At 72.8% G+C, this 20,765-nt stretch carries 14 protein-coding genes; 13 read left to right on the forward strand and 1 reads right to left on the reverse strand.

Annotation, left to right across the window (positions count from 1 at the left end):
- Positions 1 to 10: 10 nt before the first annotated feature.
- The 9 genes from ilvD (at position 11) to ilvC (ending at position 12,789) form a co-directional block, all read left to right on the forward strand.
- On the forward strand, positions 11 to 1,708 hold the full coding sequence (gene ilvD, locus AOM07_RS07800) for a dihydroxy-acid dehydratase (protein WP_062312496.1): 1,698 nt from the start codon (positions 11 to 13) through the stop codon (positions 1,706 to 1,708).
- A 260-nt stretch (positions 1,709 to 1,968) separates the two neighbouring features.
- Positions 1,969 to 3,459, forward strand: coding sequence for a hypothetical protein (locus tag AOM07_RS07805; RefSeq protein ID WP_062312498.1), 1,491 nt, complete (start codon positions 1,969 to 1,971; stop codon positions 3,457 to 3,459).
- 142 nt (positions 3,460 to 3,601) lie between these two features.
- Positions 3,602 to 4,123, forward strand: a complete 522-nt coding sequence (locus AOM07_RS07810; RefSeq protein WP_062312499.1) for a sigma-70 family RNA polymerase sigma factor — start codon at positions 3,602 to 3,604, stop codon at positions 4,121 to 4,123.
- Entirely contained in the window at positions 4,120 to 5,589 is a 1,470-nt protein-coding gene (locus AOM07_RS07815; RefSeq protein ID WP_062312501.1) for a hypothetical protein, read from the forward strand. The genes AOM07_RS07810 and AOM07_RS07815 overlap by 4 nt, the downstream gene beginning before the upstream one ends.
- A 128-nt stretch (positions 5,590 to 5,717) precedes the next feature.
- Positions 5,718 to 7,274, forward strand: coding sequence for a TolB family protein (locus tag AOM07_RS07820; protein ID WP_062312503.1), 1,557 nt, complete (start codon positions 5,718 to 5,720; stop codon positions 7,272 to 7,274).
- A 30-nt stretch (positions 7,275 to 7,304) separates the two neighbouring features.
- On the forward strand, positions 7,305 to 8,897 hold the full coding sequence (locus tag AOM07_RS07825) for a WD40 repeat domain-containing protein (RefSeq protein WP_156171863.1): 1,593 nt from the start codon (positions 7,305 to 7,307) through the stop codon (positions 8,895 to 8,897).
- 374 nt (positions 8,898 to 9,271) lie between these two features.
- Complete coding sequence (locus AOM07_RS07830) at positions 9,272 to 11,143, forward strand: acetolactate synthase large subunit (protein WP_062312506.1); 1,872 nt, start codon at positions 9,272 to 9,274, stop codon at positions 11,141 to 11,143.
- Between the two features lie 5 nt (positions 11,144 to 11,148).
- Positions 11,149 to 11,670, forward strand: a complete 522-nt coding sequence (gene ilvN / locus AOM07_RS07835) for an acetolactate synthase small subunit (protein WP_062298032.1) — start codon at positions 11,149 to 11,151, stop codon at positions 11,668 to 11,670.
- Between the two features lie 87 nt (positions 11,671 to 11,757).
- Positions 11,758 to 12,789, forward strand: coding sequence for a ketol-acid reductoisomerase (ilvC, locus tag AOM07_RS07840; protein ID WP_062312629.1), 1,032 nt, complete (start codon positions 11,758 to 11,760; stop codon positions 12,787 to 12,789).
- A gap of 58 nt (positions 12,790 to 12,847) precedes the next feature.
- Here ilvC and AOM07_RS07845 read toward each other — a convergent pair whose 3' ends face one another.
- Positions 12,848 to 17,005, reverse strand: coding sequence for an nSTAND1 domain-containing NTPase (locus AOM07_RS07845; RefSeq protein WP_062312509.1), 4,158 nt, complete (start codon positions 17,003 to 17,005; stop codon positions 12,848 to 12,850).
- 139 nt (positions 17,006 to 17,144) lie between these two features.
- Between AOM07_RS07845 and AOM07_RS07850 the strand changes: the two genes are divergently transcribed.
- From AOM07_RS07850 to AOM07_RS07865, 4 genes are all read left to right on the forward strand, one after another.
- A complete protein-coding gene (locus AOM07_RS07850; RefSeq protein ID WP_062312512.1) occupies positions 17,145 to 17,666 on the forward strand; it encodes a hypothetical protein in 522 nt (173 codons plus the stop codon).
- Positions 17,667 to 17,874: 208 nt separating this feature from the next.
- Positions 17,875 to 18,924, forward strand: a complete 1,050-nt coding sequence (locus tag AOM07_RS07855; RefSeq protein ID WP_062312514.1) for a 3-isopropylmalate dehydrogenase — start codon at positions 17,875 to 17,877, stop codon at positions 18,922 to 18,924.
- A gap of 102 nt (positions 18,925 to 19,026) precedes the next feature.
- Positions 19,027 to 20,136 (forward strand): branched-chain amino acid aminotransferase, encoded by a 1,110-nt coding sequence (locus tag AOM07_RS07860; protein ID WP_062312516.1) that lies wholly within the window; start codon positions 19,027 to 19,029, stop codon positions 20,134 to 20,136.
- A 170-nt stretch (positions 20,137 to 20,306) separates the two neighbouring features.
- Positions 20,307 to 20,750: a YbhB/YbcL family Raf kinase inhibitor-like protein gene (locus AOM07_RS07865; protein ID WP_228374407.1), complete on the forward strand. Its 444-nt coding sequence runs from the start codon at positions 20,307 to 20,309 to the stop codon at positions 20,748 to 20,750.
- The last annotated feature ends 15 nt before the right edge of the window (positions 20,751 to 20,765 follow it).

The raw sequence follows: 20,765 nt of genomic DNA on the forward strand, positions 1-20,765 counted from the left end.
ACTCGGCCTCATGACGCAGACCCCCGACATCAAGCCCCGGTCGCGCCAGGTCACCGATGGCCTGGAGGCGACCGCATCCCGCGGCATGCTCCGCGCGGTCGGTCTCGGCGACGAGGACTTCGCGAAGCCGCAGATCGGCATCGCGTCCTCGTGGAACGAGATCACCCCCTGCAACCTGTCGCTCCAGCGCCTCGCCGCCTCGTCGAAGAACGGCGTGCACGCGGGCGGCGGCTACCCGCTCGAGTTCGGCACCATCTCGGTGTCCGACGGCATCTCGATGGGTCACGAGGGCATGCACTTCTCGCTCGTGTCGCGCGACCTCATCGCGGACTCGGTCGAGACGGTGATGATGGCGGAGCGCCTCGACGGCTCGGTGCTGCTCGCGGGCTGCGACAAGTCGCTGCCGGGCATGCTCATGGCCGCCGCGCGGCTCGACCTCGCGAGCGTGTTCCTCTACGCCGGCTCGATCATGCCGGGCCACGTGACGCTCTCGGACGGCACGTCGAAGGACGTCACGATCATCGACGCGTTCGAGGCGGTCGGCGCGTGCGCTCGCGGCCTCATGTCGGAGGAGGACCGCCTCGCGATCGAGAAGGCGATCTGCCCCGGCGAGGGGGCGTGCGGCGGCATGTACACCGCCAACACGATGGCGTCCGTGGGCGAGGCCCTCGGCATGTCGGTGCCCGGCTCGGCCGCCCCGCCGAGCGCGGACCGTCGCCGCGACTACTACGCCCACAAGTCGGGCGAGGCCGTGGTCAACATGCTGCGCCTGGGCATCACCGCGCGCGACATCATGACCAAGGAGGCGTTCGAGAACGCCATCGCCGTCGTCATGGCCTTCGGCGGCTCGACCAACGCCGTCCTCCACCTCCTCGCGATCGCGAACGAGGCCGAGGTCGACCTCACGCTCGACGACTTCGCCCGCGTCGCGGCCAAGGTGCCGCACCTGGGCGACCTCAAGCCGTTCGGCCAGTTCGTCATGAACGACGTCGACCGCGTGGGCGGCGTGCCCGCGGTGATGAAGACGCTGCTCGACGCGGGACTCATGCACGGCGACGTCATGACCGTCACCGGCAAGACGCTCGCCGAGAACATGGACGAGCTCAAGCCCGCCGCCATCGACGGCCGCGTGGTCCGCGCGCTCAACAACCCGATCCACAAGACCGGCGGCATCACGATCCTCAAGGGCTCGCTCGCGCCCGAGGGCGCCGTGGTGAAGTCTGCCGGCTTCGACGACGACGTCTTCGAGGCCACCGCCCGCGTCTTCGACCGCGAGCGGGCCGCGCTCGACGCCCTCGAGGACGGCACCATCCAGGCCGGCGACTGCGTCGTCATCCGCTACGAGGGACCCAAGGGCGGCCCCGGCATGCGCGAGATGCTCGCCATCACGGCGGCCATCAAGGGCGCGGGCCTGGGCAAGGACGTCCTCCTCATCACGGACGGCCGCTTCTCCGGCGGCACCACGGGCCTGTGCGTGGGCCACATCGCGCCGGAGGCCGTCGACGGCGGCCCCATCGCGTTCGTGCGCGACGGCGACAAGATCACGCTCGACGTCGCCAACGGCACGCTCGAGCTGCACGTCTCCGACGAGGAGCTCGCCGCCCGCCAGGAGGGCTGGGAGCCCATCCCCGCCCGCTTCACCAAGGGCGTGCTGGGCAAGTACCAGAAGCTCGTCGGCTCGGCCTCGCGGGGCGCCGTCCTCAGCTGAGCCTCGCGGCACTACCGCCTTCGAGCGCCCCGTCCGGTCCCGCCGGGCGGGGCGCTCGCGCGTCGGGACGATGCGCGGATCCTCGCCGCGATGCGGCGGCAGCGGCTCCTGAGGGCCCCTCCGGGCCCGTCGACCGCACCCCAAATGGGGCAGTCCGGACATCCCCCCGGCGGCATCCTGTGAATCGCTTCAGGGTGGTTCCGGAGGCCGCGCGACTGCGGCTAATCTACGGGGACAGTTGACTCAGCCTTGGGGGAGCGATGACCGAGGGGGCGCCCGGGCCCGAAGCGCGGCGCAGGCGTGCGTCGCCTCGGCTCTGGATCCCCGCGGCGCTCGGCGCGATCGCCCTCGCGGTCGCCCTGGGGCTCGACGTCGCCCAGTCGAAGGTCGAGTCCTCGGACGCGGTCGCGGCCGCCCCGCCCGAGTCCGGCGTCCACGCCGCGGCGTCCTCCGCGCCCGCGGACCGCGCGGACGGCGCCGAGGCGGACGACCCCGCCCTCGCCACGTCCGCGATCACCGGGAGCGCCGAGGCGGTGGCCGCGCACGCGTGCGCCCCGTCGTCGGTGCCGACCACGACGGTGGAGGCCGGCCGGTCGGTGCTCCCGACCGATGTCGACGCCTCGACCGAGGCCTCCGACCCCAGCCAGACCGGCGTCGCGGTGACCTACGCCGCCCCGGCATTCTCCGCGGACGGCAAGCGGCTCACGACGGTGATGCGGCACGAGGGCTCGTCGACCGTCGAGCTCTTCAGCACACCCACGCTGACCTCGATGGTCGCGCTCGGCAGCGACTGGGTGTCGGCGCCCGTGGAGTGGGACCCGGCCGGCACCACGGCCGCGGTCGCGCGCCGCATGAACGACGGCACCCTCGAGCTCGTCACCGTCGACGGTCGCAGCGGCGCCGTGTCCTTCCTCGCGAAGTTCCCGGCGGCGGTCGCCGGGGGTCTCAACTGGTCCGACGACGGCGCGTGCGTCGCGATCGCCGTGACGGACGACCTCTCCGCCGCGACCGACGAGCCTCGCTACGAGGACTACGAGATCGCGGTGGTGCGCGTCGCCGACGGCGCGGTCACCTGGATCGGGACGGGCGCCTACCCGCGGTTCCTGCCGACCGGCGACGTCATGTACCTCGGCCCGCGGGCGAACGGCCGCCTCGCGTACTGGCGTGCCTCGTCGGACGGCCTCGAGCGCGCGCTCGTCACCGCCCTGCCCACGGACCCCGGCTCGACGCGGCTGAGCTCCGATCGCGGCACGGTCGCCTACGTGGTCGAGGGCGACGCGCTCGAGGTGCGCGTCGCGGACACGGGCACCCGCGGGAGCCGCCTGGTGGCGCGCATCGACGCGGCCTCGTGGGGCTACGTGAAGTGGATGCCGGACGACTCCTCGCTGCTCGTCACCGGGGGCCAGCCCTCCGGCCGGGCACGGCTGTGGACCGTCGACATCGAGACCGGCGAGGTCGACCGCGTGCGCACGCCCGGCCTGGCCCGCGCGGAGCGGATCACCTACGCCGCGCCCGTGCCCGACGGCTCCGGCGTCGTCGCGATGGTGAACTCGACCCGGGACGGCGCACCCGTCTCGCGTCCGGTGCTGCTGAGCGACGGCGACGCCGTCGACCTCACGCGGCCCGTCGCCGGCTGGGCGTCCTGCGCGCCCACGTGGGCCCCCGACGGCGACACGCTCGCGACGTGCCACGCGCGCTCGACCGTCGACGGCGAGACGGTCCCCGGCAGCCTGGTGCTGACGCGCCGTTGAACCGCGCGACCTGCGATCCGACCCGCCCGGTCGGACCCGCGCGACGACCCGATGACGGGACCCCACCCAACCTCCGACGAGGTTCTCGCGTTCCTCAGGCGAGAGGGGTGATCGGATCGTGGTGACCAAGGCGTCGCAACCCATGTTCGATGCGCTGTGCCTCGAGAGGTACGGGCGTCTCATGGCGTTGGCGACGATGCTGGCGGGGCCCGACGAGGCGCCCGACCTCGTGCACGACGCGATGATCGCGGTGTTCGCCAAGCACCGGCGGTTCGCGTCGTTGAACGCGGCGGACGCGTATGTGAGGCGTGCGATCGCGACGCGCTTCATCGACCGGGGGCGCCGGCGCACGCGCCACGACGCGACGGTGAAGCGGCTTGCCGCTCAGACGCCGGCGGCGCATGAGGACCACCTGCCCGAGCCGCGACCGGATCTCGACCTCGCGCTCATGGAGCTCCCGCCGCGCGTCCGAGCGTGCGTGGTCCTCCGGTACCTCGACGACCTCAGCGTGCGCGACACCGCCGGCGCGCTCGGCCTGTCGGAGGGGGCGGTCAAGCGCTACGTCTCCGACGGGCTCGCGGCGCTCAACGCACGCCGTGGCACGGACGCGCGCCCGGACGACTCGGATCGGGTGCCCGTCGGCACCGTGAGGGGGCAGCGATGACCAGCCTCGAGGACATGATGAGGGACCGCGAGTGCGCCATCGCGTCCGGCACCGACGTGCCGAGCGCGACCACGATCGGTGCGCTCGGCTCTGTGGCGCGACGCCGTCGTCGCACGAGGTCCGCGATCGCCGCGGGCGCCGCGGTGGCCGCGGTCGGCGTGATCGGCGGCGTCGGGGCGCTCGCGCTCGGCGCCCGAGCCGACGCCCCCGCTCCCGCCGCGCCGACGAGCTCCGCCTCGCCGAGCGCCAGTGCCGTACCCGGGCCGACGGCCTCAGCCTCGCCGAGCGCCGAGCCCTCGGCGGATCCCGACCTGCCTGAGGCGCAGATCGTGCCTGGGTACGCTCCCGTGCCACAGCTGTCCGCGGAGGCGATCCCGTGGGGCGAGGTGGGTCCCGGCTGGTTCGTCGTCGCGCTTCACGACGACGTCGACCAGCAGACGCTGTTCGCAGACCAGATCGACCCCTGGGATCCCGCCGTGCTCCCGGCGTACGACGGAAGCCTCTCGCTCGTCTCTCCGGACGGCGACTGGTACGCCGCGCGGACGCTTGACGAGCTCGGGAGCGGCCTCCCGCTGGCCTGGGACGGCGCGAACCTGTGGACGGGGACCACGGTGCACCCGGGCTCTGAGCACGCCTTCTACGACATCGACCTCGTGAGCGTCGAGACCGGGGCTCTGGCGGGGTCCATCGACACGGTTCCGTGGGAGCTCGCCGCGCCGTTCGCTCCCGGAGAGGCGCTCGTGTACGCCTGGGGCGGCGAGGGCCTCGCCAACGTCGTCGCGACCGCCGCACCAGGCGGGGCGGGCGCCTGCAGCGACCTGCCGCGAGGGTTCTTCGCGGCCGGATGGGAGCCGCGGGACATGTCGTTCCTGTACTCGCGCGTCGACGGAGGCCGCATCGTCTGCTTCGCCTTCGCCGACGACTCGTCCCGCACGAGGGCGTGGCTGGTCGACGTCGACGACGTCGCGCGGAGCGAGCTGCTCGCCGAGTTCGCCCACCCGGCGACCCGCTACAGCTTCGTCGGCTGGATCGACGACGACACGTTCTTCTTCGCCCGACGGCCCGAGTCGGGGCCCGGCGCGGAGGCGCTCTTCCGGTACGACCTTCGTGACGGGTCGATCACCGAGGTGGACGCCTCGATCTACGCCGACGTCCACTACCGGTCCACGGAGGGGTACTTCCATCGCGCGAGCCAGCGGCACATCGTCACCTCTCTGGTCGACGGGGGGTGGGAGGTGGCGCTGTACGGGCTCGACGGCTCGCCCGTGGCGACCATCGAGGGCGTCTGCCCGAGCGACGACCGGGGGCTGTCGAGCGAGACGCGGACGTCCGGCGACCGTCTCATCGTGACCTGCCCGACGGACGGTGACGTCGCGATGTACGACCTGGGCAGCGGCGCCGCCGTGGGCAGCTGGGATGTGGGTACCGGTCGCATCCTGCAGACCTTCGACCATCCGGACCGATGACCGTCCCCGCGCACCCAACCGATCCTCGACCGGCATCGTTATCGACACGAGACCGGGAGGATGCATAACCGTCACCCCGTGTCGCTAAGTTGCCAGGCAGGACGATTCCGATCAACCGGGGGGTACCGATGACCGACGACCGAGCGGGGTGGCTCACGGCGCTCAAGGCGCCCAAGGTGTGGATCCCCGCGGCTGCGGCGGTGACGGTGATCGCGGTCTCGGTCGGCCTCATCGTGACGGCCACCGCGCGGCGGGACGATGCGGTGGCGGCCGTCGGCGCATCGTCCGGCCCCACCCCGAGCGCGTCGGCGACGGCCTCGGTGGGCGACCCCGACGTGGTCGTGGCGGCGGCGGAGTCGCCGACGCCTTCCCCGTCGCCGTCCGTGTCACCGTCCGCGAGCGTGGGCCCGGAGCCGTCGCCGTCCGCGGAGGTGGCCGACGGCGCCGCGGAGCCGGCGGACGGGGCGGAACCGGAGATCGACTTCTCGACGGTGACGATCCTCAACGGCAGCTCGCGGTGCCAGGCGCGCGCGCAGGACACCGAGGACGTGGCGACGCGCGCCAAGGTCAAGGCGCACGGCGGATCCACGCCTGCGGCGAGCGACGCCACGCACACGCTCGTCGGGCCGTCCGCGGCCAAGAACAACAACGTCGACGAGATCCTCTGGGCGCCCGATTCCGCGCACGCGGCGCTGACGGGCTGGAAGTTCGGGGTGGTCATCGTCGACACCTCGGGCCGCAAGGTCAAGGTGACCCGCGACGGCCAGCCGTACGAGAGCCTGAGCCCGGTGCGATGGGCGCCCGACGGCTCCGCGCTGCTGTTCGTCGGCAAGGTCGACGGGCGTCATGCCCTCTACAGCGCCGACCCGGAGACCGGCGAGTCCACCGAGCTGCTCCGAGCGAACCGCATCAACGGCTACGACATCTCACCCGCCACGGGCGAGCTCGCCGTCGGCCTCTCGGATACCGACGCGGTCGTTCGCATGAGCGCCGAGGGCACACGCCTCGTCGTCGTCGACCTCGCGTCGGGTGCCCGCACGGACCTCGGGTCCGGCGGATGGCCCGCGTGGTCGCCGGACGGCGCGACGATCGCGGCCTTCGACAGCACGGGATCGATCCTCGTCGACCGCGCGTCCGAGGTTCGCACCCGCATCACCCAGGGGGACCCCTACGACGGCTACCTGCTGGGCTACTGGGATGTGCTCACGCCGGCATGGTCCCAGGACGGGGCGTACGTCGCGGCCGTGGGCGTGTCTCCCGAGTCAGACCACTGGACGACGGTGGTGGTCGCGGACGCCGACGGCACGGTGGTGATGGATCGGGTGGCCAACGTGCTCTACCGGATGACCTGGACCGACGGTGGTCAGGTGCTGGCCGGCGGTCATGGCCACTACGGCACGAGGGTGCTCGACCCTGTCACGCGCACCACCGTCGAGCGGCGGTCGTGGACCGCGGTCGTGGCGGGCGACGGAATCGCTCTCCGGTCGCCGCTGTGCGGGCAGGTCGAGTTCGGCTCCGTGATCGCCGACCCGACCTTCGAGACGGCGCGGGGCGTCGACGTCGGGGACGGGTGGCTCGACGCGGCCCTGCCGATCGTCTCGCCGGACGGCACCCTCGCGATTCAGATGCTTGCGGGCCCGGGCAGCGGCGCACAGGCGCTCTACCTGATGGAGTGGACCGCCTGACGCGAGCGTCGGGCGCAGAGAGAGGTTGGCATGGACGAGACGCAGGCGACACCGGAGAGCGGTGCGACGTCGGGCTGGGGAGCCGTCCTGAGGAATCCCCGCGTGTGGATCCCCGCGGCTGCGGCGGTGACGGTGATCGCGGTCTCGGTCGGCCTCATCGCGACGACCACCGCGCGGCGGGACGATGCGGTGGCCGCCGTCGGCGCATCGTCCGGCCCGACGCCGAGCGCGTCGGTGACAGCCCAGGCGGGCGACCCCGACGTGGTCGTGGCGGCGGCGGAGTCGCCGACGCCTTCCCCGTCGCCCTCGGTCAGCGCAAGCGCCGACCCGACCGAGGACGAGGATGCGTTCGTCCCGATGGGGGACGATGACCTGACGATGCCCGCCGCCGAGCCCTGCGTGCCGGAGCCGGCGGCGGTGACCCCGGTCGCGCGCCACGAGGGGGTGCTCCCGACCGCTAGCGGCGCCACCACCACGGTCGTGGAGCCCAGGCCGACGCAGGACCTCTCCGCGTTCCTGGATCCGGCGTTCTCCGCGGACGGGACCAGGCTTGCCATGGAGGAGTCCGGCGAGGGCAGGTCCACCGTGCGGCTGTTCGACACGGCCACCATGGACACGGTCGCCGCCCTCGTGTCCGACGACGACGCCGCGTTCGCCTGGGATCCCTCGGGCACCCGGCTCGCCACCGCACGGGTCGTCGACGACGCGCTCCTCGTCGAGATCGTCGACCCGGCCTCCGGAGACGCCACCGTCCTCACGGAGCTCTACTACCGCGAGCCGCAGGCGCTCGCGTGGTCCACGGACGGGTCCTGCCTCGCGCTGTCGTCCCGGAGCGACGCCGTCTCCAACGACGACGAGCGGCGCGTGCGCGCGCACTGGATCGCGGTGATCGGAGTCTCGGACGGCGAGGTGTCGTGGATCGCACCCGGTGCGTCTCCCGTCTTCGCGCCGGACGGCGGCCTGCTGTACCGGTCCGGCGAGGAGTCCGGCCCCGCCCGCCTCATGCGGGCGCTTCCGGGCAGCGACGAGCAGGTCGGCCTCGGCGCCGGCTCGGGGCTGGGCAACGGCGAGCTGCTGTACCGAGCGGGGCTCGCAGCGTCTCCCGACCACACCCGGATCGCCTACCTCGACCGCGACGACGACGGCCTCCGCACGCTGCGCGTCGCGTCGACGGACGGGTCGAGCGACCGCGAGGTGGCGACGCTCGGCACATCGTTCGCGAGCACCATCGTGTGGTCGCCCGACGGCTCCACCGTGATGGTGAAGCGCTTCGTCGGGAGCCATGACACGGGGTTGGTCCTCGTCGACGTGGCAAGCGCGACCGCCACCGTGCTCGAGGTCCCCTTGGACACCGGGGAGTGGATCTGGGGAGCGTCGTTCACCGCGGACGGCTCGGGCGTGCTCGTGTCCGTGAACAAGTGGCGGAAGCCCGGCGAGAGCAACGCGTCCCGGATGGTGCTCGTGTCCGACGAGGGCGCGGCCCAGGTCGGGGACAAGCAGCGGGGCTGGGCGCACTCGGCGCCCACGTGGTCGCCCTCGGGCGACGTCCTCGTGATGTCCGCCGGCCAGATCCTCACCCGGGACCTCGAGCTGGACGGCAGCCTCGTCGTCACGCGCCGCTGAGCGGCGCCCACCCCGACAGCCCGCACGGATCTCTCGGCGACGCGCCGCGAGGAGCGGGACGATGCGCGGGTCCCGTCGGCGCGTCGCGCCCGGATCCGTGGGTACTGTCAGGGGAGGGGAAGGCCCCGCGCGTCTCAGGATTCAAGATGGTGAACCACGATGTGAGATTAGTGGTCCATCTGGTGACACCCGCCCGAACCCGGGCGTAGAGTCGCATCCATGCAGACGATCCTTGTACGAGTTACCAGGCGCGCGGACCGCGACCGGTAGCCCCGAACTCGTCCGCGCGCTGACCCCGAAGCCGCCAGGCTGAGGGGTTTTCTCATGCGAGGCGGACGCAAGGATCCGTCTCCACCCGACGACCAGGAGAGAAGATGGCACAGGTCCAGGCCAAGCCGGGCGTTCCCGCGTCCCGCATCGCCCGCCAGGCGCCGAGCGTTCCCACGCTCGCCCGCCCCACGCCGCAGTCGAACCCGGATCCCGCGCTCAACGGCGTCGAGATGACCGGCGCGGAGGCGATCATCCGCTCGCTCGAGTGCGCCGGCGCGACCGACGTCTTCGGCATCCCCGGCGGCGCGATCCTCCCGACCTACGACCCGCTCATGGACTCGTCCAAGCTGCGCCACGTCCTCGTGCGCCACGAGCAGGGCGCCGGCCACGCCGCGCAGGGCTACGCCCACGCGACCGGCAAGGTGGGCGTCTGCATCGCGACCTCGGGCCCCGGCGCGACCAACCTCGTCACGCCGATCGCCGACGCGAACATGGACTCGATCCCCATGGTGGCCATCACGGGCCAGGTGGGTGCCGCCATGATCGGCACCGACGCCTTCCAGGAGGCGGACATCGTCGGCATCACGGCGCCCATCACCAAGCACAACGTGCTGGTGACGGACCCGGCCGAGATCCCCGCGGCGATCGCGGAGGCCTTCTACATCGCGAGCCACGGCCGTCCGGGCCCGGTGCTCGTCGACATCGCGAAGTCCGCGCAGCAGGCGAAGACCACGTTCCAGTGGCCCGGCCGCATCGAGCTGCCCGGCTTCAACGCCGGCGTGCGCCCGCACCAGAAGACGGTGCAGGAGGCCGCACGCCTGCTCGCGACCGCCCGCCGCCCCGTGCTCTACGTCGGCGGCGGCGTCATCCGCGCCGGCGCGGCGGCAGGCCTGCGCAAGCTCACCGACCTCTCCGGCGCGGCGGTGGTCACCACGCTCATGGCCCGCGGCGCGCTGCCCGACAGCCACCCGCAGCACCTGGGCATGCCCGGCATGCACGGCACCGTGCCCGCGGTGGCGGCGCTGCAGAAGGCCGACCTCATCGTCGCGCTCGGCGCCCGCTTCGACGACCGCGTCACCGGCAACCTCGACAGCTTCGCCCCGCACGCGACCATCGTCCACGCGGACATCGACCCCGCGGAGATCGGCAAGAACCGCGCCGTCGACGTGCCGATCGTCGGCGACCTCAAGGAGGTCTTCGACGCGCTGGTGCCGGCCCTCGCGCACGAGCACCAGCGCTACGGCAAGCCCGACCTCGAGGCCTGGTGGGCGCAGCTGGACGACTGGCGCACCACGTACGCGCTCGGCTACACGCCCACGCACGACGGGCTGTCCAGTCCCCAGCACGTCATCCAGCGCCTGGGTCAGCTCAACGACCCGGAGTCGACCATCTACACGTCGGGCGTGGGCCAGCACCAGATGTGGGCCAGCCAGTTCATCAAGTACGAGCGCCCCAACACGTGGATCAACTCGGGCGGCCTCGGCACCATGGGCTTCTCGGTGCCCGCGGCGATGGGCGCCCAGGTCGGCCAGCCCGACCAGACCGTGTGGGCGATCGACGGCGACGGCTGCTTCCAGATGACCAACCAGGAGCTCGTCACCTGCGCGATCAACGAGATCCCCATCAAGGTCGCGCTGATCAACAACTCGAGCCTGGGCATGGTCCGCCAGTGGCAGACCCTCTTCTACGAGGGCCGCTACTCCAACACCGACCTTCACACCGGCCACGGCACGCGCCGCGTCCCCGACTTCGTCAAGCTCGCCGAGGCGATGGGCTGCGTGGGCCTGCGCTGCGAGTCCGATGCGGATGTGGACGCGACGATCAAGCGCGCCAACGAGATCGACGACCAGCCCGTGGTCGTGGACTTCACGGTGTCGCGCGACGCGATGGTGTGGCCCATGGTCGCCGCCGGCACCAGCAACGACGAGATCCAGTACGCCCAGGGCATCGCCCCCAAGTGGGACCGGGAGGACTGACCCCCATGACCAAGCACACCCTGTCCGTGCTCGTCGAGAACAAGCCCGGCGTGCTCGCGCGCGTCGCCGGCCTCTTCTCGCGCCGCGCCTTCAACATCCACTCGCTCGCGGTGGGCCAGACCGAGCACCCGGAGATCTCCCGCATCACCGTGGTCGTCGACGTCGACGAGCTCCCGCTCGAGCAGGTGACCAAGCAGCTCAACAAGCTGGTCCACGTGCTCAAGATCGTCGAGCTCGAGCGCGACCGCTCGGTCCAGCGCGACCTGCTGCTGGTCAAGGTGCGCGCGGACGCCCGCCAGCGCACCGACGTCCTCCAGATCGTGGACCTGTTCCGCGCCCACATCGTCGACGTCTCCACCGACTCGGTCGTCATCGAGGCCGTCGGCACCCCCGACAAGCTCGAGGCGCTGCTCGCGGCCCTCGCGCCGCACGACGTCCGCGAGATCGTCCAGTCCGGCACCGTCGCCATCGGCCGCGGCGCCCGCTCCATCACGGAGCGCGCGCTCGACCGCGTCGCCACCGCCTAGCCGCCGGACGATGCGCGGGCGACCGCCGCATCGTCCCTCCCCGCAGTCCTCACCTACGTCAGAAATGAAATGAAGGAGATCCCCAGCATGGCTGAGCTGTTCTACGAGAAGGACGCCGACCTCTCGATCATCCAGGGCAAGAGGGTGGCCATCGTCGGCTACGGCTCGCAGGGTCACGCCCACGCGCAGAACCTGCGCGACTCGGGCGTCGAGGTGCACGTCGCGCTGCGCGACGGCTCGAAGTCCATCGCCAAGGCGGAGGAGGACGGCTTCACCGTCCAGAACGTGGCCGACGCGACCGCCTGGGCCGACGTCATCATGATCCTCGCGCCCGACCAGCACCAGCGCGGCATCTACGCCGACGAGATCGCGCCGAACCTCGCGCCGGGCAAGGCCCTCGCGTTCGCGCACGGCTTCAACATCCGCTTCGGCTACATCGACGCCCCCGAGGGCGTCGACGTCATCCTCATCGCCCCGAAGGCCCCGGGCCACACCGTGCGCCGCGAGTACGTCGCGGGCCGCGGCATCCCGGACATCATCGGCGTCGAGCGCGACGAGTCGGGCGAGGCCTGGGCGCTCGCGCTGTCCTACGCGGCGGCCATCGGCGGCACCCGCGCGGGCGTCATCAAGACCACCTTCACCGAGGAGACCGAGACCGACCTGTTCGGTGAGCAGGCCGTCCTCTGCGGTGGCATGTCGCACCTGGTCCAGGCGGGCTTCGAGGTCCTCACCGAGGCCGGCTACCAGCCCGAGATCGCCTACTTCGAGGTGCTCCACGAGCTCAAGCTCATCGTCGACCTCATGTGGGAGGGCGGCATCGCCAAGCAGCGCTGGTCGATCTCCGACACGGCCGAGTACGGCGACTACGTCTCCGGCCCGCGCGTCATCACCCCCGAGGTGAAGGAGTCGATGAAGGCGATCCTCGCGGACATCCAGTCGGGCGCCTTCGCGACCCGCTTCATCGCGGACCAGGACGCCGGCGCGCCGGAGTTCAAGGAGCTCCGCTCCAAGGAGGAGTCGCACCCGATCGAGAAGACCGGCAAGGAGCTGCGCTCGCTGTTCTCGTGGTCGGCCGCGACCCAGGACAAGGACTACGTGGACGGCTCCGCCGCGCGCTGATCCGCTCTGCCCGCACACGAAGGGGAGGTCCCGCACGGGGCCTCCCCTTCGTCGCGTCTCAGGACGATGCGGCGGGCGGCTCGTCGCCGAATCCGCACGTGGAGCGCCACTCGCCCAGCGGGGCGAGGTACGTCTCCCACTCCTCGGCGGTGAGGTCCCTGCCGGCGGACGCACAGGCGGCGTCGCGCAGGGTCTCCGGATCGAGGGACCACACGTCGATGCCGCTGCTCGTGGTGACGGCGAGCTCGCGCCCGTCGGGACGCAGCGCCGCGGGCCACGGGTAGGGCGAGTCCGACGTCAGCGGGCCCGCGACGCGCAGGCCCGAGCCGGTGTCGAACACCACGGAGCCGTTGCCGTCGCCGCCGACGAGGAAGAGGTCGCCGTCGTCGCTGAACTCGATGGTGCTGATGCGGCGCCCGGGCATGTCGCTGCGGCCCACCAGGTCCAGGTCCGTCGAGAGCCGGGCGACGCCCCCGGCGGTCCCGGCGACCACCGTGCCCGCGTCGTTGACCTCGGCGAGCCAGAGGCCCTCGCGGAAGGGCGAGAGGGGCCTGCCCGACACGGCGTCGAAGACCTGTACCCCGGGCGTCCCGTCGTCGAGCGAGCTCGAGACCACGAGCAGGCTGCCGTCGGGCGACGACGCCACGTGGTCGACGGCGCCCTCGACGTCGAGGTCGGGCCCCACGGTGGCCCCCGTCGCCGCGTCGATCGTCCGGAACCTGCCGTTCTCGTCGATCACGTGCAGCGCGCTGCCGTCGCCGGAGGTGTAGACGCGTGTCGAGGGGGCGACGGAGTACGTCGTGGTGAGCAGGCCGTCGCTCAGCGAGAAGCGGCCGGAATGGTGCTCCGCGAACGCGTAGCCGAGCACCGTGCCCTCGTCGATCCAGGCGAACACCGTGACGCCGTCGAAGCCGTCCACCTGCCGGTCGGCGGCGACGTCCCACGTGCTGAAGGAGGTGTACAGGTCCCACGAGACGTCGTCGGAGCGCCGCTCGCTCGCGAGCAGGAGCGCACCGCTCGGCGAGTACCCGTCGAAGATCACCTGACCGGCGGCGATCGAGCGGCGGATGGCGCCGTCGCCCGTGGTGGTCCAGGTCGTCATGACCGGGGCGAGCGCGGCGACCGACCTCAGCTCGTCGCGCACGAGCACCAGCTGACCGGCGTGCTCCGGCTGGGTGGTCAGCAGCCGCCCGGTGCTCTGGCCCGTCCCGAGGTCCCACTCGCTCACGACGCCGTCGACGTCCGCGCAGTAGACGCGTGACGCGTGGTCGTCGACGGCCAGCCAGGTGCAGGGTCCCCCCTCGGAGGAGCTCGGCCGGGCGACCCACTCCGTGCTCCCGGTCGCGGGGTCGACGGCGGCGAGCGCTCCGGACCCCGCCGTGACGACCGTGCCGTCCGCGGCCGCCGCGGCCGACAGCCCGCTGGCCGAGGACGACACCCGAAGCTCCGAGACTTGCTGGGCGGTGCGCGGATCGACGAGCCTGAGCTGGCCCGGCTGCGCGACGACGATCTCTCCCGTCGGCGCCGCTGCGAGCGCCACGTCGTCCAGGCGGGTCCCCGCGATCCGCATCGTCCCCGTGATCCCGTGGTGGAGGAATGTGCGCAGCTCGACGGTGCCGCGCTCGCGGTTGACCGTCGCGACGCTCGTGCCCGCGGCGTCCACCTGGACCTGCAGCGCGCGGCCGACGCGCGTGGGCACCGCGCCCTCCACCTTCGTGGTGTTGAGCAGCCGTCCCGCCGTGGCGTCGATCGTGAGGAGCGCTCCGCAGGGGCCGGACGAGTCGCACCCCGTGGCCTCGGCGAGCACAGCCACGCGCGAGCCGTCCGCCGACGCCGACACGGCGCGTCGGCCGTCCTCGGCCCAGTACGTGGGCGCCGCCACCTCCCACGCCACCTCGCCGGTGTCGTCGTCGATCCCGCGCACCCCGGACCCGGACACGAGCACGTGGATCCCCGTGCCCAGGTCCGCGTACGCGAGGCCTCCGGAGTCCGCGAGGACGGACGACGAGGTGAGATCCGGGTTCGCCGCGGCCGAGTCGAACAGCGCGGCCCGTGCGCGTGGGTCGTCCGGCACGCGCGACCAGATCTCCGCCGCGAGCAGGGCCGCGACCGGTCGGGACCACGTCGCCATGTCGCCGATCCGCTCGGTGAGCGCCGCGATCGTCGCGTCCTGCTGCCGCGCCTCGGCGGTGCGATGCAGCACCACCGTGGAGGCACCGAGCGCCACGAGGGCTACCGCGGAGGCCGCGACCCAGATGTTCAGGCCCCGCGTCCGACGCGTGCGTCGGCGCTCGCGGACGGCCACCTCCTCGGCCGCCGCGACCGAGCGGTCGAGGAACTCCTCCTCGATGGGTGCGAGCGGCTCGTGGGTGCCTTCCCGCCACGCGACGGCCGCCGTGAGCCGCGAGCCCCGGTACAGGTCGTCGGTGCTTCGTCCCCCGTCGTCCCATTGGGCGGCGGCGGAGGCGAGGTGCGCCACCAGCCGGCTCGTCTCGGCGTCCTCGTCGAGCCAGTGCTTCAGCCGCGGCCACTCGCGCGCGAGAGACTCGTGCGCCAGGTGGTAGCCGTCCTCGCGGGCTACCACGAGCCGTGCGGCGACCAGCCGCGCCATCGCCTCGGCCCGGGCCGGCGCCGCCCGCACCATGGCCGGGTCGGCCGGGTGGAGCGCGAGCGATCCCTCCGGCCCGACCTCGACCAGGCGGCGCATGAGCGCGCGGCACTCGACCCGCTCGGCCGCCCCGAGGTTGAGGTACAGCCGCTCCGCGGAGCGCGCGACCGCGCCGAGCAGGCCGCCCGTGGACTCGTAGGCCTCGATGGTGAGCGTGGTTCCCTCGCGCCGCTCCCACGTCGCCGCCAGCGCGTGCGACAGCAGCGGCAGCGCCATGTCCACCCGGGCGGCGTCGTGGAGCACCACGTCGACCAGGCCGTGCTCGATCGTGAGCCCGCTGCGCAGGGCGGGCTGCTCGACGACGGCCCGGATCGCCTCGGCCGTCAGAGGCGCCAGGAGGTGCAGCCCGGCGCCCACCAGCGCACCGATCGTCGGCTGGGCCGCGCACGCGTCGAGCTGCAGCGACTGGACCGCGATCACGATGCGCGTCCCGGCCGCGTGGGCGTCTGCGAGCGCCGCCGCCAGCGACGCGGCGCGCTCGGGGTCGCCGAAGGCCCGCCCGATGTCGTCGAGCACGAGCGGCGCGCCACGCGAGGCGGCCGGGATCTCGTCGGGCGTGGCCGTCGGGCCCAGCAGCACGGGATCCAGGCCGCGACGGCGCAGCTCGGGGATCACGCCGGCGCGCAGCAGCGACGACTTCCCGATGCCCGACGGGCCGGTGACCGTGACGAAGCCGGTGCGGTCGAGCAGGTCGAGCACCGCGGCGACGTCCTCGTCGCGGCCGAAGAACAGGTCGGCGTCATGCGGCTCGTAGACGCTCAGCCCCCGGTACGGACAGTCCCGGCTCGGCGGCACGGCGGCCGGGGGAGCGAGCAGCGACGCATCGTGCCGGAGGATGGCGTCCTCGAGCTCCGACAGCGACGGTCCCGGGTCGATGCCGAGCTCCTCGACCAGCAGCCGCTGCGCCCGCCGGGTCGTGTCCAGGGCGTCCGCCTGGCGCTCGCATCGGTACTGCGCGAGCGCCAGCGCATGCCAGCGGCGCTCGCGGTAGGGCTCCGCCGCCGCGAGGGCCGTGGCGCTCTCCGCCACCGCGCGATGGTCGCCGGCCGCGAGCCGGGCCTCGAGCAGGTCGTCCCGCGCGGACTCGCGCAGCTCCGCGAGGCGCACCGCCTCGTCGTGCGCCGCCGGCCAGTCCGCGATCGCCTCGTACGGCGGGGCGCGCCACAGGCCCAGCGCACGCTCGAGCGTGGTGACCGCGCGCGGGTGCTCGCCGTCCGCCGCATACCCGCGGGCGCGCGCGACGGCCTCCTCGAACTCGTCCACGTCGGCCTCGACCGTCCCGCCGTCGGCGGTGGGGACGATGCGGTAGCCGGCGGCCGTGGTCGCGATCGAGTCGGGGCCGAGCGTCCTCCGCAGCCGGCCGATCGCCGCCTGGAGCTGCTTGGGCCACGTCTTGGGCGGGTCGTCCCCCCACAGCGCCTCGGCGATGCGATCGGGGCTGGCGGCGGCGGGCCGCGACACCAGAAGCGCCTCGAGCACGGCCTGCTCCCGCGGGCTCACCCCCGGGTCCGCCGAGGGGCCCGTGCCCCCGAGGACGGAGACCCTCACCCTTCCACTGTGGAACCGCGACGAGCGGCGGTCAAACGCTCGGCGGAGGGCGCATACCGGGCGCATACCGGGCGCCGCGAGGCCCATACCGGGCCGATACGGGGCGGGTGTGATCTGAAGGTGTCCCTGGAAGGAGGACATGATCATGTGGACTCTGCTCAAGTACCGGAACAGCAGCCGCGTGCCGGTCGTCGCCAAGGGTCTCGGGCTCGTCGCGGGCCTCGTGGGAGCAGCCGCGATGTCCATGGGAGCCGTCGCGGTGGCCAACGACACCGACGACACCACGTCCAACGATGACGCGGCGGTCGGCTACGTCTATTCGGGCGGTTCGTGGGGTTCCACGGAGTCGCTGAGCGACACCGGAAGCGAGGCCGACGACGTCTACACGCCGATGCCGTGCGTGCCCGACGGAGCCTGTGGCCGGACGTCCGAGGAGGACGAAGTCTACACGCCGATGCCGTGCGTGCCTGAGGGTGCCTACGGCGCGACCGAGGAGGAAGCGACCGACGAGGACGCGACCGACGACGCCTACGAGCCGATGTGCGGCGGCGTGCCGCCCTACGCGGTGGACGACTACGAGCCGATCTGCGGTGGGCTCCCGCCCTACGCCGTGGACGACTACGAGCCGATGTGCGGCGGCGTGCCGGACTACGCCGAGTGACTCGACGCCGACGGCACGATCACGGGGAGGTCCCGGCGGGGACCTCCCCCCAGCCCATCTCCCGCGTCTCGCCATGCGAGACGCGGTTGTCGTATCGTGGACAACGCCCCTAGGATGAGAGGACGACAGGCCGGCGACGCGGCCCCCGCTCACGAGGCGGATGGGCAGCCCCGCGCCGGCTTCGACCACGACTTCGAAGGGGAACCTCATGACGTCCTACCGCCTCGCGGTGGTCGCCGGCGACGGCATCGGCCCGGAGGTCGTGGCGGAGGGGCTCAAGTGCCTCGCCGCCGCGACGGAGGGCACCGACCTCACGTTCGAGACCACCGAGTTCGACCTCGGCGCCAAGCGCTGGCACGCGACGGGGGAGACCCTGACCGACGCGGACCTCGAGGCGATCAAGGACCACGACGTCATCCTCCTCGGCGCGATCGGCGACCCGACCGTGCCGTCCGGCGTCCTCGAGCGCGGCCTGCTGCTCAAGCTGCGCTTCGAGCTCGACCAGTACGTCAACCTGCGCCCCTCGCGCCTGTACCCGGGCGAGGTCTCGCCGCTGCGCGATCCGGGCGACATCGACTTCGTCGTCGTCCGCGAGGGCACCGAGGGTCCGTACGTGGGCAACGGCGGCGCGCTGCGCGTCGACACCCCGCACGAGATCGCGACCGAGGTCTCGGTCAACACCCGCCACGGCGTCGAGCGCGTGGTCCGCTACGCGTTCTCCGTCGCGGCCGGGCGCGAGCGTCAGCACGTCACCCTGGTGCACAAGCACAACGTGCTGGTCCACGCCGGCCACCTGTGGCGCCGCACGGTCGAGGCCGTCGCGCCGGAGTACCCGGACGTCACGTGGGACTACCTGCACGTCGACGCGGCGACCATCAAGCTCGTCACCGACCCCGCATCGTTCGACGTGATCGTCACCGACAACCTCTTCGGCGACATTCTCACCGACGAGGCCGCCGCGATCTCGGGCGGCATCGGCCTGGCCGCGTCCGGCAACGTCAACCCCGACAAGACCGGCCCGTCGATGTTCGAGCCCGTCCACGGCTCGGCGCCCGACATCGCCGGCCAGCAGAAGGCGGACCCGTCCGCGACCGTGCTGTCCGTCGCGATGATGCTCGACTTCCTGGGCCACCACGAGCTGGCCACGAAGGTCGAGGACGCGGTCGCGGCCGACGCCGCGGCCAAGGTCGCGGAGGGCTGGGGCCCCCGCACCACGGCCGAGGTGGGCGACGCGCTCGCCGCCCGCATCCGCGGCTAGGCTTCGGCCTCGAGCGTCCTGCGAGGTGCCGAGTGCCCGAATCCGCCGATTCCGAGCACCCGGCACCTCGCAGGACCACCACACACCGAGGAAGGCTTTGAAGTGACCGACACCGCCGCATCGTCCACCGCCGAGGCCTTCCGCGTGGTCCCGAACCCGAGCCCGGCCACCGACGCCGAGCGTGCGGAGAAGCTCCAGGACCTCGCGTTCGGCCTCCAGTTCACGGACCACATGGCCCACATGACGTGGACCGCCGCCGAGGGCTGGGGCGACCGCCGCGTCGAGCCCTACGGCCCGCTGCCCATGGACCCCGCCGCGTCCGTGCTGCACTACGCGCAGGAGGTCTTCGAGGGCCTCAAGGCGTACCGCTGGGCCGACGGCTCGATCCACCTCTTCCGCCCGGTCGCCAACGCCGAGCGCCTCCAGCGCTCCGCGTGGCGTATGGCGCTGCCCGAGCTGCCCGTCGAGGACTTCATGGCCTCGATCGACGCGCTGCTCGCGCTCGACCACGCGTGGGTGCCGGACGCGCCCGAGACGTCGCTGTACCTGCGGCCGTTCCTCATCGGCACCGACGTGTTCCTGGGCCTGCGCGCGCCCAAGCGCGTGGACTACCTGCTCATCGCGTCGCCCTCGGGGCCGTACTTCCCGGGCGGCATCAAGCCCGTGAGCATCTGGGTCGAGCGCGACTACCACCGCGCGGGACCGGGCGGCACCGGCGCCGCGAAGTGCGGCGGCAACTACGCCGCGTCGCTGCGCCCGCAGATGGCCGCCTACGAGCGCGGCTTCGACCAGGTCCTCTACCTCGACGCCGCCACCGGCTCGGTGCTCGAGGAGCTGGGCGGCATGAACGTGGTCGCGGTCCGCAAGGACGGCACGGTGCTCACGCCGATCATCAACGGCAACATCCTCGAGGGCGTCACCCGCAAGAGCGTGATCCAGCTGGTCGAGGAGCGCGACCTCAAGGTGGTCGAGCGCGACATCACCCTCGCCGAGCTGCGCGAGGGCATCGAGGACGGCGAGATCACCGAGGTGTTCGCGTGCGGCACCGCGGCGATCATCACGCCCGTCGGCCGCATCGCCTCGGAGGACTTCGACGTGACGGTCGGCGACGGCGAGCCGGGCGAGGTCACCTCGGCGATCCGCCAGCGGCTCACCGACATCCAGTACGGCCGCGCCGAGGACACGTACGGCTGGATGACGCAGGTCCGCTGACCGCGCCACCCCGCCCCGCCCCGCCGGGACACTCAGTACTCCTTCTCGGCGGTTGACGCCTCCCACGGGACACCCGGTACTCCCGTGCCGCTGCCGCGCGCCCTCGCGCGGTCGCCGCGCACCCCGCAAGATGGAAGGCGAGGCAGACCGCCGAACCCGAGGAGGAGCCCGTGCCCGTCAAGGATCTCGCCCTGACCAGCCCCGACATCGCAGACATGGAGCGCATCGAGGACCGCTGCGCCGGACAGTTCGGCGCGGAGGCCCCGCGCATGGTGGTCGACGGGATCCCCGCGCAGGCGGTGGAGCTCGCGCTCGTCTGCCACGACCCCGACGCCCCGATGGCGCACGGCTTCACCCACTGGACCCTGTACGGGCTGGCTCCGCTCGACGGCGAGATCGACATCGAGGCAGGCCGCCCGGGCCCGAACGACGACGGCGGCCACGGCTGGGTGGGTCCCTTCCCGCCCTACGGCCACGGCGACCACCGCTACTACTTCTGGGTCTACGCCCTGTCCCGCCCGGTCGAGGGCGAGCCCACGCGCGACGAGTTCCTCCACCGCTACGAGGACGCGATCATCGAGCAGGCGCGCCTGGTGGCCACGTACTCCCGCTGACGCCTCGGCTGGCGG

It is taken from the genome of Demequina rhizosphaerae (assembly GCF_000971255.1).
GTDB lineage: Bacteria > Actinomycetota > Actinomycetes > Actinomycetales > Demequinaceae > Demequina > Demequina rhizosphaerae.

What these genes read in the sequence shown, in the direction of transcription:
- ilvD (WP_062312496.1), top strand. Translation starts at nt 11, where the DNA reads ATGACGCAGACCCCCGACATCAAGCCCCGGTCGCGCCAGGTCACCGAT.
- AOM07_RS07805 (WP_062312498.1), top strand. Translation starts at nt 1,969, where the DNA reads ATGACCGAGGGGGCGCCCGGGCCCGAAGCGCGGCGCAGGCGTGCGTCG.
- AOM07_RS07810 (WP_062312499.1), top strand. Translation starts at nt 3,602, where the DNA reads ATGTTCGATGCGCTGTGCCTCGAGAGGTACGGGCGTCTCATGGCGTTG.
- AOM07_RS07815 (WP_062312501.1), top strand. Translation starts at nt 4,120, where the DNA reads ATGACCAGCCTCGAGGACATGATGAGGGACCGCGAGTGCGCCATCGCG.
- AOM07_RS07820 (WP_062312503.1), top strand. Translation starts at nt 5,718, where the DNA reads ATGACCGACGACCGAGCGGGGTGGCTCACGGCGCTCAAGGCGCCCAAG.
- AOM07_RS07825 (WP_156171863.1), top strand. Translation starts at nt 7,305, where the DNA reads ATGGACGAGACGCAGGCGACACCGGAGAGCGGTGCGACGTCGGGCTGG.
- AOM07_RS07830 (WP_062312506.1), top strand. Translation starts at nt 9,272, where the DNA reads ATGGCACAGGTCCAGGCCAAGCCGGGCGTTCCCGCGTCCCGCATCGCC.
- ilvN (WP_062298032.1), top strand. Translation starts at nt 11,149, where the DNA reads ATGACCAAGCACACCCTGTCCGTGCTCGTCGAGAACAAGCCCGGCGTG.
- ilvC (WP_062312629.1), top strand. Translation starts at nt 11,758, where the DNA reads ATGGCTGAGCTGTTCTACGAGAAGGACGCCGACCTCTCGATCATCCAG.
- AOM07_RS07850 (WP_062312512.1), top strand. Translation starts at nt 17,145, where the DNA reads ATGATCATGTGGACTCTGCTCAAGTACCGGAACAGCAGCCGCGTGCCG.
- AOM07_RS07855 (WP_062312514.1), top strand. Translation starts at nt 17,875, where the DNA reads ATGACGTCCTACCGCCTCGCGGTGGTCGCCGGCGACGGCATCGGCCCG.